13 protein-coding genes and 1 pseudogene are annotated in these 15,185 nt (G+C 62.4%); 8 read left to right on the top strand and 6 right to left on the bottom strand.

Annotation, left to right across the window (positions count from 1 at the left end; all coding sequences use genetic code 11):
• Positions 1–4: 4 nt before the first annotated feature.
• Complete coding sequence (locus ACH2EI_RS10645) at positions 5–298, top strand: DUF4031 domain-containing protein (RefSeq protein WP_395159978.1); 294 nt, start codon at positions 5–7, stop codon at positions 296–298.
• A 3-nt stretch (positions 299–301) separates the two neighbouring features.
• Here the strand turns inward: ACH2EI_RS10645 and ACH2EI_RS10640 are convergent, their stop codons facing one another.
• Positions 302–736 carry a hypothetical protein gene (locus ACH2EI_RS10640; protein ID WP_395152289.1) on the bottom strand — a complete coding sequence of 145 codons (435 nt, stop codon included), beginning with the start codon at positions 734–736 and terminating at the stop codon, positions 302–304.
• Between the two features lie 153 nt (positions 737–889).
• Between ACH2EI_RS10640 and ACH2EI_RS10635 the strand changes: the two genes are divergently transcribed.
• From ACH2EI_RS10635 to ACH2EI_RS10620, 4 genes are all read left to right on the top strand, one after another.
• Positions 890–1,429, top strand: a complete 540-nt coding sequence (locus ACH2EI_RS10635; protein WP_395152291.1) for a beta-class carbonic anhydrase — start codon at positions 890–892, stop codon at positions 1,427–1,429.
• A gap of 89 nt (positions 1,430–1,518) precedes the next feature.
• Positions 1,519–1,818: an arsenate reductase family protein gene (locus ACH2EI_RS10630; RefSeq protein ID WP_395152292.1), complete on the top strand. Its 300-nt coding sequence runs from the start codon at positions 1,519–1,521 to the stop codon at positions 1,816–1,818.
• 8 nt (positions 1,819–1,826) lie between these two features.
• Positions 1,827–3,707 carry an ABC transporter ATP-binding protein gene (locus ACH2EI_RS10625; protein ID WP_395159976.1) on the top strand — a complete coding sequence of 627 codons (1,881 nt, stop codon included), beginning with the start codon at positions 1,827–1,829 and terminating at the stop codon, positions 3,705–3,707.
• Between the two features lie 8 nt (positions 3,708–3,715).
• Positions 3,716–5,485, top strand: coding sequence for an ABC transporter ATP-binding protein (locus tag ACH2EI_RS10620; RefSeq protein WP_395152294.1), 1,770 nt, complete (start codon positions 3,716–3,718; stop codon positions 5,483–5,485).
• 103 nt (positions 5,486–5,588) lie between these two features.
• Here the strand turns inward: ACH2EI_RS10620 and ACH2EI_RS10615 are convergent, their stop codons facing one another.
• The 4 genes from ACH2EI_RS10615 to ACH2EI_RS10600 form a co-directional block, all read right to left on the bottom strand.
• Positions 5,589–6,302, bottom strand: a complete 714-nt coding sequence (locus ACH2EI_RS10615; RefSeq protein ID WP_395152337.1) for an amino acid ABC transporter ATP-binding protein — start codon at positions 6,300–6,302, stop codon at positions 5,589–5,591.
• Between the two features lie 106 nt (positions 6,303–6,408).
• Complete coding sequence (locus tag ACH2EI_RS10610; RefSeq protein WP_395152295.1) at positions 6,409–7,827, bottom strand: amino acid ABC transporter permease; 1,419 nt, start codon at positions 7,825–7,827, stop codon at positions 6,409–6,411.
• Position 7,828: 1 nt separating this feature from the next.
• Entirely contained in the window at positions 7,829–9,079 is a 1,251-nt protein-coding gene (locus ACH2EI_RS10605) for an amino acid ABC transporter permease (protein WP_395152296.1), read from the bottom strand.
• A 73-nt stretch (positions 9,080–9,152) separates the two neighbouring features.
• Complete coding sequence (locus tag ACH2EI_RS10600) at positions 9,153–10,316, bottom strand: amino acid ABC transporter substrate-binding protein (RefSeq protein ID WP_395152297.1); 1,164 nt, start codon at positions 10,314–10,316, stop codon at positions 9,153–9,155.
• Between the two features lie 175 nt (positions 10,317–10,491).
• On the opposite strand from ACH2EI_RS10600, the gene ACH2EI_RS10595 reads away from it, so the two are divergent.
• A complete protein-coding gene (locus tag ACH2EI_RS10595) occupies positions 10,492–11,985 on the top strand; it encodes a leucyl aminopeptidase (RefSeq protein WP_395152298.1) in 1,494 nt (497 codons plus the stop codon).
• A gap of 49 nt (positions 11,986–12,034) precedes the next feature.
• On the opposite strand, the gene ACH2EI_RS10590 is transcribed toward ACH2EI_RS10595, so the two are convergent.
• Positions 12,035–12,802, bottom strand: a complete 768-nt coding sequence (locus ACH2EI_RS10590; protein WP_395152299.1) for a hypothetical protein — start codon at positions 12,800–12,802, stop codon at positions 12,035–12,037.
• A 123-nt stretch (positions 12,803–12,925) separates the two neighbouring features.
• Between ACH2EI_RS10590 and ACH2EI_RS10585 the strand changes: the two genes are divergently transcribed.
• Together ACH2EI_RS10585 and ACH2EI_RS10580 are read left to right on the top strand one after the other, a co-directional pair.
• Positions 12,926–14,719, top strand: a complete 1,794-nt coding sequence (locus tag ACH2EI_RS10585) for a DUF2207 family protein (RefSeq protein ID WP_395152300.1) — start codon at positions 12,926–12,928, stop codon at positions 14,717–14,719.
• A gap of 102 nt (positions 14,720–14,821) precedes the next feature.
• Positions 14,822–15,185: pseudogene (locus ACH2EI_RS10580) on the top strand (hypothetical protein); the annotation flags it as partial.

Below are 15,185 nucleotides of genomic sequence, written 5' to 3'. Positions count from 1 at the left end.
CAGCATGTCGGCCGTGACCATCCTGATCGACGAAGCGCGCTGGTGGTTCCGAGGCGAGAAGTGGTGCCATTTGGTCAGCGACGTGTCGTATGGCGAGCTGCACGACTTCGCTGACCTCGTTGGCGTGCCGCGACGCGGTTTCCAAGGTGACCACTACGACATCCCGCAGTCGTATCGACAGCAGATGATCGAAGCCGGTGCGCTCGTGGTGGAGAGCCGCGAGCTCGTGCGACGACTCCGCGGCGCCGGACTTCGTTTGTCGTCGGCGGAGCGCCGAGCGCACATCGCAACGAACTGACGGTCAGCGGCGCCACCTCGGCGGGGCGCCAGAGACCTCACGTGGGCAGGTGACGCCGCTGCTGCCCAACACGATCCACTCGAGCAGTTCGAGCCCGGCCTCGTCGCAGAGTTCAGCGATCTGTTGCCATCGAGCATGATCGCCGAGTTCGGCACCGCCACCAGGGCGAACTGATCCGACGATCAGGCCAGCAGCTTCCACAGTGCCGGCTGCAGTTGCTGCGACCCAGTCGACGGCCGCCACGACATCGTCAGGCTCGCGCGATTCGACGTGTGTGACGCCGACGCCGCATCGAGTGTCGTCGAGGACGAACAGCACGGTTTCTTCGATCGGTTTGGTGTCGATCGTCGACAGCATGAGCCAGAGCGCCTCCGAGAAGGAGTCGACGGGATCGAGTCGGGCGGAGGGGAGTGGACGCTTGCAAGGTGGGTACGACATGTGGGTCTCCTGAGACTGGGTGCGGTGACAGGAGGGGAGTCGGTAATTGTCACACTAGAGATGGTGTGTCACTGCCGTTTCGGAGCTGCCAATTCGTGAGAAGTCCACAACCTGGATGAAATCGTCGCGACCCAACCGGATATCTTGGCGGTTATGAGCGACTTCGTTCCCACCGCCGATGAACTGGTCGAACGCAACGCAGAGTTTGCTGCCGAGTTCTCCGACCACGACCTGCAGGTGGCGCCACTGCGCAAGATGGCTGTTGTTGCCTGCATGGACTCGCGGATGGACACATTCAAGTTGCTTGGGCTGGAGAACGGTGAGGCTCACATCATTCGCAACGCCGGCGGCATCGTTTCCGACGACGTGATCCGCTCGCTGTGCCTCAGCCAGCGAGCACTCGGCACCAGAGAGATCCTCCTCGTGCACCACACCGACTGTGGTCTCCAGAAGGTCACCGATGACGGCTTCCGCAATCAGCTTGAAGCTGAGCTCGGCATCAAGCCCTGGTGGGCCGTCGAGTCGTTCACCGACCCATATGCCGACGTGCGCCAATCGATGCAACGGCTGAAGGTCACCCCGTTCATCGACGACACCTATGTCCGGGGGTTCGTGTATGACGTCACCACCGGTGAGCTGCACGAAGTCACCATCGACGACGCCGCGGTGAACAGCGCGCGCAACAGCCAATAGGGAGCCGCGCGGACCCAGGACGTAACGTCAACGACATGGCTGACGTTCGGATTTACCACAACCAACATTGAAACTCTTCGGTCAGTGCCGTGCGCATTGCAGAAGAACTCGGTGTCGACTTCGAGACTGTCAACTACATCCACAACCCGCCAGATGCCGACGAGCTGTGGGGCATCATTGCCAAGCTCGAAGACCCAGCCACCGCCATGGTGCGTCGTGACAGCAAGTTCAAGCAGCTCGAACTCACCGATGACGACGTGGCGACCGACGACCAGATCGTTGCCATTCTCGTCAAGCACAAGCAACTGCTCCAGCGGCCCATCGTGGTCACGAAGACGCGCGCAATCATCGGTAGGCCGAAGGGTCGGGTCACCGAGCTGCTCTCCTGAGTCGTTCGATGACCGACACGAAGTCCTTGAACTCCTTGACCGACACGAACTCCTTGACCGACACGACAACGCGCTCACGCTGGGCATTGCTCCGCGCGACGCTCGCAACGCAGCGTCGAAACCTGACGATCGCCACGCTCATCGGGCTGCTGTGGATGTGCGGCAAGGTCGCCGTCCCACGGCTGGTCGGGATCGGCATCGACCGAGGTATCGAAGCCGACGACCGGGTGTGGTTGTGGGCTGGTCTCGTCGCGGCGGCGGGTATCGCATCGGGGATCTTCACGGCGTTCCGTCGCTATTACGCTTTTCGCGAAGCGCGCTGGACTGAAACCAAGCTGCGCGAGCAACTGTTCGGCCACATCCTGAGGCTCCACATCGGCTACCACGATCGGTCACAGACGGGCCAGCTGATGAGTCGCTCGTCGAGCGACCTGCAACAGATCCAGGCATTCGTCGTGATGATCCCAATCACACTGTCGAACTTTGCCATGATCATCTCGGTCACCGTCATTCTGGCGCTGACCAACCCGCTGCTGACCGTTGTCGCGCTCGCGCCGTTACCTCTTGTCAACTTCGCCGGTCGCCGGTTCTCGTCGTCGATCCACCCGGCTGTGCAAGCTGTGCAGCAAGAGCAAGCCGAATTGGCAACGGTCGTCGAAGAGACAGTGAGTGGCGTCCGAGTCATCAAAGGGTTCGGCGCCGAATCGGTGCAATCGGCCAAGCTTGAAGTTGAAGCTGACGACATCCGGCGGGTATCAATCGACGCCGCCAAAATCCGTGCCAAGTATCTCCCTGCGATTGAACTCCTGCCTCAAATCGGTCTGATCGGTGTGCTCGGTGTCGGCGGCCTGCAGGTCATCGACGGCACCCTCACCCTGGGCGAACTCGTTTCGTTCAACATCTATGTGGCCCTGCTTGTGGCTCCGCTCCGAATGCTGGGCATGACGATTGCCTGGGGCCAACGTGCCGGTGCCGCGATCGAACGCATCAACGAGGTACTCGACACGGTTCCGCTGATCACCGATCCTGCGCTGCCGACCGCGCTGCCGACCGCACCCAACAACTCGGCACACAACAACTCGGCACACAACAACTCTGCAATCGGCGCAGTGCGGTTCGACGGAGTCGATTTTGGCTACGACGACGACCTTCGCGTCCTGCAGAACTTCAACCTTGAACTTGCCGCCGGCCAGTCGATCGCGCTGGTCGGTCGAACCGGATCGGGTAAGTCGACCGTGGCCCGTTTACTGATTCGCTTCTATGACGCCGATGCCGGATCGATCACGATTGACGGTGTGCCGATTGGCGACCTTGCGCTGCACGAATTGCGTCGCGCCGTCGGCGTGGTGTTCGAGGACACGCTGCTCTTCCACGATTCGGTCGCCGCGAACATCGCTTTCGCCGACCCGGACGCGAGCCGCGACGCGATCGAACGCGCCGCGCGGCTCGCCGGTGCACACGACTTCATCATGGGGCTCCCCAATGCCTACGAAACACAGCTCGGCGAGCGTGGCTATTCGCTCTCCGGCGGCCAGCGTCAACGCATCGCCATCGCCCGTGCGATCCTCGCCGACCCCCGCATCCTCGTCCTCGACGATGCAACTTCGGCGGTCGACCCGTCGATGGAACACGAGATCCGGTCGGCGATGTCGACGGTGATGGACGGGCGCACCACCATCGTCATTGCGCACCGCCTGGGCACCATTGCGCTGGCCGACACCGTCGCGCTCCTTGACGAAGGTCGAGTCATCGCAACAGGCACCCACGACCATCTGCTTGCCACCGATGCGCGCTACCGGGAAGTGCTTGCTGCAATGAGTGATGCCGACCGGGCTGCGGCCGTCGAGACCGTCACGCCAGCCAAGACCAGCGGATCAGGCAGCAGCTGATGTGGGGCATGAATGCAATCGAGGAAGAGGACCGCCTCGACGCGGACGCAGCCAAGCAGGTCATGCGTCGCGCGGCACAGATGGCAGCGCCGTTCAAACGAACGGTCTTGGCGGCAATCGGGTTCACCGCCATCACGACACTCGGCCTGCTCATGGGCCCGGTCATCGTTCGTTACGGCATCGACGACGGCATCAAACCTGCCGATAGCGCAACGCTGCGGACCGCTGTCATTGCCTACATCATCGTGGTGTCGATTGCCTACGTATCGTCCCGCCAGCAATACATCTTCATCAACCGGGCCGGCGAGGGCTTCCTCCGGCTCCTGCGCATCAGAGTGTTCGGCCACATCCAGAAGCAGTCGCTTGCATTCTTTGACCGCAATAAGTCGGGTGTCCTCGTTGCCCGAATGACCGCCGACATCGAGTCGATGGCCGAGTTGGTGCAGTGGGGCCTTCTCCAATTCGTGTCGGCGGCACTCCTGCTCACTTTCTCGTTCATCCTGCTGCTCATCCTGTCGTGGCAGCTCACCATCGTGGCGCTCCTCGTGATGCCGGTGATCGTCATTGCGTCGCGCAAATTCCAGCGTGACTCCAACGCCGCCTATCTCGATGTCCGTGACAACGTCGGCTCAAACCTCTCGACCTTGCAGGAAGGGATCACCGGCGTCCGAGTCATCCAGGCGTACGCCCGTGAGCCCGAGCAGACACGCCGCTTCGAAGAGTCGAACCGTGGCTTGTTCCGTTCACACCTGTACAGCCTCCGCGTGTCCACCTGGTTCTTCGGGCTGGTCGAAGCGAGCGGCGTCATAGCATCAGCGCTGGCGATCGGCATCGGCGGCTGGCTCGTCAACCGGGGCGATGTGACGGTCGGAACGGCAATCGCAGTGCTCTTGCTGTTGGCGCAGCTTTTCGAGCCGGTCCAACAGCTCAGCCAGCTCTACAACACGGTGCAGTCGTCAACGGCCGCGCTCGACAAGCTGTTCGGCATCCTCGACACCACGCCCGACGTGCTCGATGGTGAACTTGTACTCCCGGCGTCTGGTGCGGTTGTCGTGTCGGCCGTCGGCTTTCGATACCCGCAGACCGACTCAATGGTGCTCGACGATGTCTCGATCACCGTTGCGAACGGCGAACGGTTGGCCGTAGTCGGCGCGACCGGATCGGGAAAATCGACGCTCGCCAAGCTGATGGCCCGGCTCTACGATCCAACCGAAGGCACGATCACCTTGGGCGGTGTCGACCTCCGTGACGCCACGATCGAGTCGCTGCGCCAACGCGTCGTCGTTGTCCCCCAGGAGGGGTTCCTGTTCGGAGGCACGATTGCCGACAACGTTCGAGTCGCCCGGGCCGACGCTTCTGATGACGACGTGCGGTCTGCACTCAAGGCCATTGGCGCACTCGATCGGTTCGAGCAGTTCGAAGAGGGCATCCACACCGAGGTACGTGAGCGTGGCTCGCGCCTGTCGGCAGGGGAGCGGCAACTGGTGTCGCTCGCCCGCGCGGCCCTCGTTGACCCTGCAGTCCTCGTGTTAGATGAGGCAACGAGCAACCTTGATCCGGGCACCGAGGCGATTGTCGAACATGCACTCGAATCGCTGATGGGGAGTCGTACTACGATCGTGGTGGCCCACCGCCTGAGCACGATCCGGCGTGCCGACCGCATTGCTGTCATCGACGCCGGCAAGCTCGCCGAGCTTGGCACACATGACGAACTGTTGGCCCTCGACGGTCGGTACGCCCGCCTGGCCAACGCCTGGGCCTCCACCCAACCCAACTGACTACCCTCCGTTGCCGCTCCGCCGGAGCGCGTGAAACTCGGGATGATTCCGAGCGGAAACCGCTGCCCACCGTCCCGAGAACGCCGCGCCAGGCGGCGTCCGGTCAGAGGATCTGCGAGAGGAAGAGCTTGGTGCGCTCTTCCTGCGGGTTGTCGAAGAAGTGCTCCGGTGTGCCGACTTCAACGATCTGACCATCGGCCATGAAGACGACGCGGTCAGCAACTTCGCGAGCGAAGCCCATCTCGTGGGTGACGCAGATCATTGTCATGCCCTCGTTCGCCAAGGACTTCATCGTGTCGAGCACTTCTTTAATCATCTCTGGGTCGAGTGCCGAGGTGGGCTCGTCGAACAGGATGACCTTGGGGTTCATTGCCAGCGACCGGGCGATGGCAACACGCTGCTGCTGACCGCCGGACAGTTGCCCCGGGAACTTGCGAGCTTGCTCGGGGATCTTCACTCGTTCGAGCAGTTCCATCGCGGTTTTCTCGGCTTCGCCCTTGGGGATGTTACGGACCTGGCGGGGTGCGAGGGTGATGTTGTCGAGCACGGTGAGGTGCGGGAACAGGTTGAAGCTCTGAAAGACCATGCCGGTCTCGCGGCGAATCTCTTGGATATTGCGGACGTCGTTCGACAGCGTGATGCCATCGACGATGATCTCGCCGCGGTCGTGCTTTTCGAGCCGGTTGATACAGCGGATCATCGTGCTCTTGCCGGAGCCGGACGGGCCGATGACGACGACTACTTCCTTCTCGCCGACATTCATGTTGATGTTGGTGAGTGCCTGGAAACTACCGAACAGTTTGTCGACGTTCTTCATCTCGATGATCGCCCGGCCAGAGCCCAGGATCTGGGTGGCGTCGGCGTTGACGGTGCCAGTTGGAGTGTTGCTCATCGCTGTACCGGGTTCCTTTTGAGAGTGGTTTTCATCGGACGCCGACCCCGAGTTGCGCTTCGAGGCGGCGGCTTTCTTTGGACATGGTGTACGCGAACGACCAGTAGCCAACCGCGATAATTGAGTACGTCACGAGTTGCAGGCTCTTACCGAGGAAGTTGGGCTGGGAGTTGGCAATGGCTGCAAACTGGAAGAACTCGGCGACGCCGATCGTCGCGATGAGCGACGTGTCCTTGAACAGTGAGATGAACTGCCCGACCATTGCCGGGATGACGGCCCGCAGCGCTTGCGGCATCACGATCAGCCGCTGGATCTTGGCCGCAGACATTCCTGACGCTTGTGCCGCCTCGGTCTGGCCCTTGGGTACAGCCTGGAGGCCACCGCGGATGATCTCGGCGATGTAGGCCGCACTGAACAGGGCGATCACGATCATTGCCCGGGTGAGTGTCTCGGGTGTCTCCACTGACGGCGGGAACAGCAACGGCAGGATGAAGCTGGAGAAGAGCAGCAACGAGATCAGCGGCACGCCGCGGACGAACTCGATGAACACGACGCAGAAGCCCTTGATCACCGGAAGTTCGGACCGGCGGCCGATGGCGAGCAGGATGCCGATTGGCATGCCCGAAGCAATACCGACCACCGTGGCGAACAGCGTGAGGTGGAGGCCGCCCCAATCTTCCCATCCGAAGCCGTCGAATCCGATGGCGTTGACGATGACCAGCGTGACGGCGCCGATGATGATCGGGCCGCCGGTGCGGATCGCCATCGACTTGGGATCGGACCCTTCGAATCGTCGCGACAGTCCGCTTGCTGCGATCACCAACGCGACAACGCCCGCACTCATTGCGATGAGGCCACCGGTTCCGGCGAGGACTGCCATGGCGACGATGGTGCCGATCGCCATCATCGGGACTGCCAGCGAGCGAATCGATGCGGGAAGCGCCCAACCGACAAGGCGTGACGCAACGATGGCACCAACACCGGCAATGACGCCGACGACGGGAGGCAACGTCTCTGAGAACGACACCATCAACGCAACAAACGCCAGCACCGGCCAGAAGCGAGCAAGCAGGTTGAGCAGGGACGGGCGTTCGGCAACGAGGCCTTTTTCGTTGGCATCGTCGTATGCGTTGTGGGCCATGGCGGCTGTGCCGATGCCGAACGTGCCGATCAGCAGGAATGCCGAGGTCCACAGGCGCCAGAGTTCATCGCTGGGAAACTGCCCGACCATGAAGTTGCGCAAGTTGACGCGGACGATTTCCCATTCCTCGCCAGCAATCCATCCGAAGCTCTGGACGACCAGGAAGACGACAACAACACCGAGTACGACCGTGATGACCGAGTTCATGATGTTGTTGAACAGGTTGTTTTTGACCCACTTGGCTGGAGTCGTATCTGAGTGCAGTGGAGCGAGGTTCGCCGATTCTTTGGCTTTGGCCGTATCAGTCATGTCAGCGCCCCACAATCTGCAGTCGTCGGTTGATGAGGTTGCCGATGGCCGAGAGCACCAGGGAGAACACGAGGTACACGACCATCAAGATGAGGAGCAGTTGCGGCGCCGGGCGAGATTGTCCGAACAGGTTCTGAATGACGCCGGTGATCTCAGCGAATCCAACGGCGAAGGCCAGCGATGAGTTCTTCGTGTAGTTGAGGAACTGATTGATCAGCGGCGGGAACGCAACCCGGAAAGCCTGCGGCAGGATGACGAATCGGTATCGCTGGAAGCTGTTCAGTGCGAGTGCGTTGCCAGCCTCAACTTGGCCCTTGTCGACGGAGAGAATACTGCCGCGGACGATTTCAGCGACGTGCGATGCGGTGTACAACACGAGGCCGATCATCACCGCCGCGTAGGGCATGATCATCGTGATGCCGCCGACGTACACCCGGTCGATGATCTCTGGGGTCGTGATATCGAACGGACCACCGAGAGCAACGAAGCCGACCACCGAAATGGCGACCAAGGTGCCGAGCCCGTAGAGCACGCGGTGGTGCGGGGTGCCGGTGCGATCGAACAAACGGCTACGCCAGATCCACACGGCGACTGCAGCGAGAAGGCCGAGGAGCACGATGACCTGGAAGGCGCCAAAATTGTTACCGCCGACGATCGACGGGAATCCGAATCGAAGGTTATTGAAGATGAATGTCTCCCCGAACGGGAGCCACGAAATGCGCACCGGGGGGAAAGCGTTGAGGAAGATCGTCCACGTGAGGACAATGACCAACAAGACGGGAATGTTGCGGAAGAACTCCACGTAGACGGTGGCGATTTTCGACAGCAGCCAGTTGGTGGACAGCCGAGCGATGCCGATCAGCGTGCCGAGGATGACGGCGAGCGGGATGCCGACGATGATGATCAAGAACGTGTTCTTGACGCCCTGGATCAACGCCTCCCGAATTGCCGCGTTCGAGTTCAGCGGGTTGTCGGCAATGGAGATGCCGCTTGGCTGATCGAGGAACCCGAAGTCGAGCTCGAGGCCGATGTCGGAAGTTCGAGCCCGGAAGTTGGCCCACAGGTAGTCGCCAGCAGACCAGATGAGGCCGAGGGCAGCGACCTGGGCTGCGAGAACGAGGACGCGACTATCGCGCCACGGGGGCGGTTCGTCGGCGTCGCTGCGAGAGGAGCTGCGGACTTTCCAATACGCGATGTACAGCGCGGCAAGGATGCCGAGAATGATGGCGAGGCGAAGGATGCGTTCGAGCATGAAATTGAAACCCGTCGGGGTGGCCGCACGATTGCGACCACCCCGACGTCAGTTCAGGATGTGACTCTTCCGATCAGCGGAACGGCGGCACGTACATGAGGCCACCGTCCGTCCACAGAGCGTTCGGGCCGCGGCTGAGGCTCAACGGCGCAAGGTTGCGCTCGAAGATCTCGCCGTAGTTGCCGACCTGGCTGATGATGTTGCTCGCAAAGTCGGTGGGCAGGCCCAATCCGACTTCGGCAATGACTTCGTTGCCGTCGCCATCGTCGATCGGCAGACCGAGGAACCGGCGGATGCCGGAGTCTTCGCTGTCGGCGAACGAACCGATGTTTTCGGACGTGATGCCGAACTCTTCTGCCTGGATCGTCGCCATGACGGCCCAGTTCACTGCCTGCGCCCATTCCGTGTCGCCATCAGCAACCACGGGGCCGAGCGGCTCCTTGGAGATGATGTCGGGAAGGATGGAGGTTTCGATGTCGAGGTTGGCGGCGAATGCTGCCAGCTGTGACGCGTCCGAGGTCCACACTTCGCACTGCTCGGCCACGAAGGCTGGCTGCAGTTCGTCGTTGGATTCGAACTCGAGAGCGGTGAACGGGATGCCCCGGTCGCCGAGCACGGCGTTCATGTTGAGCAGGGTCGTTGTGCCGGTGAGCACGCAGATGGTGGTGTTCGACGCATCGGCGATGCTGGCAATGCCACTGTCGGCACGGACCATGAAGCCCTGGCCGTCGAAGAACGTGGTCTGCAAGAAGTTGGCCTGCTCGGCGCCGTCACGAGACGCCGTCCAGGTCGTGTTGCGGATGAGCACGTCGATCTCGCCGGACTGCAGCGTTGGGAAACGCTGCGCTGCGACCAGCGGGGTCACATTGACGGCTTCAGAGTCGCCGAGTACGGCTGCTGCGATGACCTTGCAGAAGTCGATGTCGAACCCACTGAAGGAGCCTTCGGCATCGATGATGCCAAAGCCCGGAAGTGTGTCGTTGCCGCCACATTCGAGCACGCCGGCTGCTTGGACAGCGGCCAGTCGGCCACCGGCACTCTGTGTTACTTCGACATCGTCGGCTGCGGCGGCGTCGTCGGCGGCGGCGGTGTCGGCTGTGGTTTCTTCGGTAACAACACTGTCGCCAGTGGTGCTTTCTGCTTCGCCGTCGCTGCTCGATGAGCAAGCGGTGGCTACGAGGCCGAGTGCCATGACGACACCTGCGGTGCGCTTGAGCGCATTCCCCCTACGAATCATAAGTTCTCCTCCTGGTTTGCTGGCTTCGGTGCCAGCGTTGTGGTTGCATGTCGGTTGCTCAGGTGACCAAAGTCACCCGAGCAATCAGTAGCGACCGTAGCACTGAAATGTCACGGACCTGCCGAAAGTCTGATGAATGCAACGTTGCTTTGGCGTTGCAGGCAGAATGGTGGCCATGAACGATGCCAGTGCAACTGTCGCCAACGTCAACGTCTCGGTCGCCAAGTCGGCACCCAAGTCAGCAACCGCAGTGGCGTATGCCGTTGCCACCAAGGGCGCAGTTGCTCGCCAACTCGGACTCAACCGGGCTGCGCTCGAAGCAAACAAGTTCGAGGGAAAAGTTGGGCAGTCACTCGCCGTGCCGAATGCCGACGGAGTTGCCTACGCAATCGGTATCGGCGATCCGGACTCCATCAACATCACTGCTGTACGCCGGGCCGCTGCTGACTTCGCCCGTGCCGCCGCCCAGCACGCCGAGATCGCCATCAACCTGGCCGACCTCGGTCACCTCGATGCGAAAGAGGCCGGTCAGGCCGTGGCCGAGGGTGTGCTGCTGGGCTCGTACCGTTACGTCGGCCTGAAGGGTGACCAATCGATCGGCTCGAAGCTTGTGTCGGCGACCGTCGTCGCTGGCGACAAGCGAGTCAAGGCTGTCCAGCAAGGCGTCGAGCGCGGTGTGATCGTCGGCGTCGCAGCGTCGTACGCCCGTGAGCTGGCGAACACGCCACCGTCGTACCTCAACGCAAAAGACATCGCTGCCATGGCGGTTGCCCTCGCAGGCGACGCCGGCCTTGAAGTCGAAGTGTTCAACAAAGACCAACTGGTGGCAATGGGCTGTGGCGGCATGATCGGTGTGAACGCCGGGTCGACCGAGCCGCCTCGGATGGTCAAACTCAGCTACTCACCCAAAAATGTCCCGAAGCACACCAAGGTGGCCCACCTGGCGATGGTCGGCAAGGGTGTCATGTATGACTCAGGCGGCATCAGCTTGAAGCCGAGCAACCCGAGCCACGTCGCCATGAAGATGGACATGTCAGGCGCAGCCGCTGTCCTGTCGGCAATGTCTGTCCTCAAGGCAATGAAGTGCAAAACCAAGGTCACGGCGTGGTTGATGTGTACCGACAACATGCCGTCCGGAAGCGCTCTCAAGCTCGGTGACGTGCTGACTATGCGCAACGGCAAGACCGTCGAGATCCACAACACTGATGCCGAAGGCCGCCTCGTGCTCGCCGACGGCCTGTCCCTCGCCGCCGAAGAAGCTCCTGACGGCATCATCGACATCGCCACCCTGACCGGTTCGGCACTCGCCGCGCTGGGCACCGAGATCGCTTGTGTGCTCGGCACGAACCAGCCGTTCGTCGAGCAGGTCAAGGCCTGTGCCGAAACCGTTGACGAAGCGGTGTGGCAGCTCCCGATGGCCACCGCCGAGTACCGCAAGCTGCTCGACTCGGTCGTTGCCGACATGCGCAACATCGGCGGCCCCTACGCCGGCACCATCACGGCGTCGATCTTCCTCAGCGAGTTCACGGGCGACGTGCCGTACGCCCACCTCGACATCGCCGGCCCGATGGAGAAGCAGAGCGACGGCGGCCTGTACGCCAAGGGTGCCAGCGGCTTCGGGACTCGGTTGCTCATCGACCTGGCCTGCAACTTCACCGCCCCCGAATAGTTGCGAAAGGGGCCTGACCCCAAACGCAACTGTGTGTCGGCTGATTGCATCAGTCGAGTTGGGCGACGTTGTCGGCGACCTGTGCGGCCACAGTCGAGACCACTCCGAGCGCCCGGAGTTGATGCTCGATCACGTTGCGGTCGTCACCGACGTCGAGCATCGTCATGGCGAGTTGGTGGGCTCGGGCAAAGGCGTCGCTGGTCCCTTTGCTGCTTCCCCCGCTGCTTGTGCTACTTCCCTTGCTCGGCTGCCAGGTGGCGTGGTCGAGCTGGAGCTGCTCCGGCATGCGTCGCAGGTGTCGATAGCTGACCGGTGGGATGCGCCGGCGTACCGCGAGCCCGCCGCCCGGAAGCGGGTGTGCCATCCCAAACATCACGCAGCGCTGCAACGCCCGACTGAACGGGCTTGACCTGCCAGGGGAAAATTTGAGCCCCATCGAGGCCGCCGTGACCTCGAGATCCAACTCGTAGCCGTCGGGCTCGACTTCGAGACCTGACGCCAACCTGCGGAGCAACCACGTTGCTGTCGGACCGAGCACGCCGAGCCAAAAGATTTCGACGTATCGCGACCGCGGGTCGTGGCCGCGATCGTCGACGACGGGATCGATCCACGGTCGAATCGTGATGCGCGGCAGAGCGTCGAGTACGTCACCTCCGGTGGGATCGACGTTGTCGAGCGTTTGAGCATGGCCGACAACCGACGGGCGAGACGGTGAAGACGGGCGAGACGGGGGAGGCGGGGGAGGCGGGGGAGGCGGGCGAGACGGGGGAGACGGGCGAAACGGTGGAGCCGAAGGGGTACTGGAGTGAATTGACACGAGGACCTCCGCACGATGGCGACAGATGAGAAGAGCGGAAGAAGTCGGCATCGCGACAGTGGGCGGCTCGGCCGTCAAAGGGGAATGCCAGTGCTGCCGGGTGAGACAGGTCAGAATGCTCTGATGTTGCGAACCCCCGGAGTTGGCCGTCACATCACTGCTGGATTGGCTGTTGCTGGTGTGTCGGCGCTGACAGCGTTCGGTGTGATCGGCAGCGGCGACCAAGGCCTCCTGCGGCCGGAACACTTCGACGCGAAGCAGGTGACGATTGGACCGAGTGGCGGTGACGGGATCCGCATTCGTGAGGTTGTCGACATCGACTTTGGGCTCATCGAAAAGCGCGGCTACGAGCGGATTGTCCCGAATGACTTCGGCGTCCCGGCCGACGTGACAGCGTTCTCTCCTGACGCCAATGACGAGGTCAACGCATCTTCTTACGGTTCCGACACACGTATCCGGATCGGCGATCCCAACATCGTCTTCACCGGCCAGCACCGGTATGAGTTGGCGTACACGTTGCCAGCGGCGCAAGTGTCCGACGGAGTGCTTGCCGTCGACGTGATCGGAAATAGCGAGACGTTCGTGACCGACCGTTTCGAGATCGTTCTGAGCGGATTTGAACTGAGCGAACTCCGTTGCAACACGGGGTTGTTCGGTGACTTCGGTGGCTGCGAATTTGAGGAGCAGCCGGACGGCTCGTACGTCGCAGTCATCAACGACCTCCGACCAGGCGAGGGCATCACTGTCGGCGGGACGATCGAGTCGGCGGTGCCGACAGCATTCGCGGGTGTCCCCGCTGTTGCTGACCGGAACCCAATGGGTATTCGGCCGCTCGGCCTCCTTGCAGTGGCGCTGTCGACCGCGGTCGTCGGCGGTGTCTTCGTGGCGGCCCGTCGGGCCGGGAGCAACGAGGTCCGTGGTGGAGGCGGTGCTGCTGAGGCGGCATACGGCGATCTGCCGATGCCCCAGATGGTCGACCAGTTTGTTGACGTGCCGACGTATCGCGTCCCCGACTCCCGCTTGGCCGACCTTGCGACGATCGAGTTCGTGCCGCCGCGCGGGGTCGAGCCGTGGCAGGCGCGTGTCCTGCTGTCCGAACAGATTGACGACGACTCGGTCGCAGCCTGGTTCTCCGAGATGATCGCCCGGGACGCCATCGTGATCGAAAAGCGCGACGGTGACGACGTGTTACGACAAGGGCCGAGCACCGCGCGATTGAGCGCCGTGGATCAGGGTCATCTGGCAACGCTCTTCGCATCGGGGTCGACCGTCGAACTCGGTTCCTATGACTCAGCTTTCTCGTCGGCGTGGCGTGCGGTGCAGGCCGAGCAGCGTCGCTTTATTGCCGACTCTGGCTGGTGGAGCAACGGAGCGCCGGGCCAAGGGATGGGCCTGAAGGGGCTTGGGCGAATATTCATTCCGTTCGTGTTCATCGTGCTCGTCAGCGGGTCGTCGCTACGGATCGCCGGGCTCGGGCTGGTCGGGGCTGTAGGAAACCCGATCGCTGCACTCGTCTTCACAGCGTTACTCGTCGGACTGATCGCATTCTGGATCTATCGGTCGATGCTGCCGTCTCGCTCGGCCACCGGGTCGGCGCTCACGCTGCGCACCGAATCGTTTCGTCGCTTTCTTGCCGCAAGCGAGGGCCGTCACGTCGAGTGGGCTTGGGACAATGGTGTACTGCGCGAGTACAGCGCCTGGGCAGTGGCGTTGGGGGCCGCCGAAGCGTGGACTGATGCCGTGAAGTCGAGCAACATCCCGGAGCCGGACCTTGCACTGAACGGTCCGCTGCTGCTGTATTCGCTCCCCGGTTCGTTCAGTTCGACCCACACGAAACCCTCATCGTCGTCGGGGAGCGGTGGCGGTTTCGGCGGCGGGGGAGTCGGTGGCGGTGGCGGTAGCTCTGGTTCCTGGTAAACAGCGCTACTCCTCCGTTCGGGTAGACCGCCAAAGAAAGTAGCTGGGTGAATGTGAATGCCGACGGTGCAGAATCCTGACAGAGGGCTACCTTCTGCATCGATGACCGACGATCAAATTCCAAACTTCGGCCGACGACGCCTCGTTGTCGGAGGCGCAGTTGTGCTGTTGGGCTTGCTCGCCGTTGTGGCCCTGGTGGGTTTCAACGGTGGAGGCGGCGAGACGCTGTCGATCTCGGTGGCTTCGACATCGACCGCCACGAACACGCCGCCGACCCCTCCGGCCGCGTCGACGACATCGACCAGCACGACGGCATCGGTGCGACCGACGACGACGGTGCGACCGACGACGACGACCACCACCACCACCACCACGACGGTCCCTGTCCCGACAACGATCCTCGAGAACGCCGTGCCGGTCTGGGAGCCCTACGAACCGCTCGCCGCGCTCATCGGCCTCGCTGCAC

Origin of the sequence: Ilumatobacter sp., from assembly GCF_041688325.1 — a bacterium.
GTDB lineage: Bacteria > Actinomycetota > Acidimicrobiia > Acidimicrobiales > Ilumatobacteraceae > Ilumatobacter_A.
The sequence above is the reverse complement of the archived record's forward strand: the minus strand, read 5'-3'. Positions and strand labels throughout refer to the sequence as shown.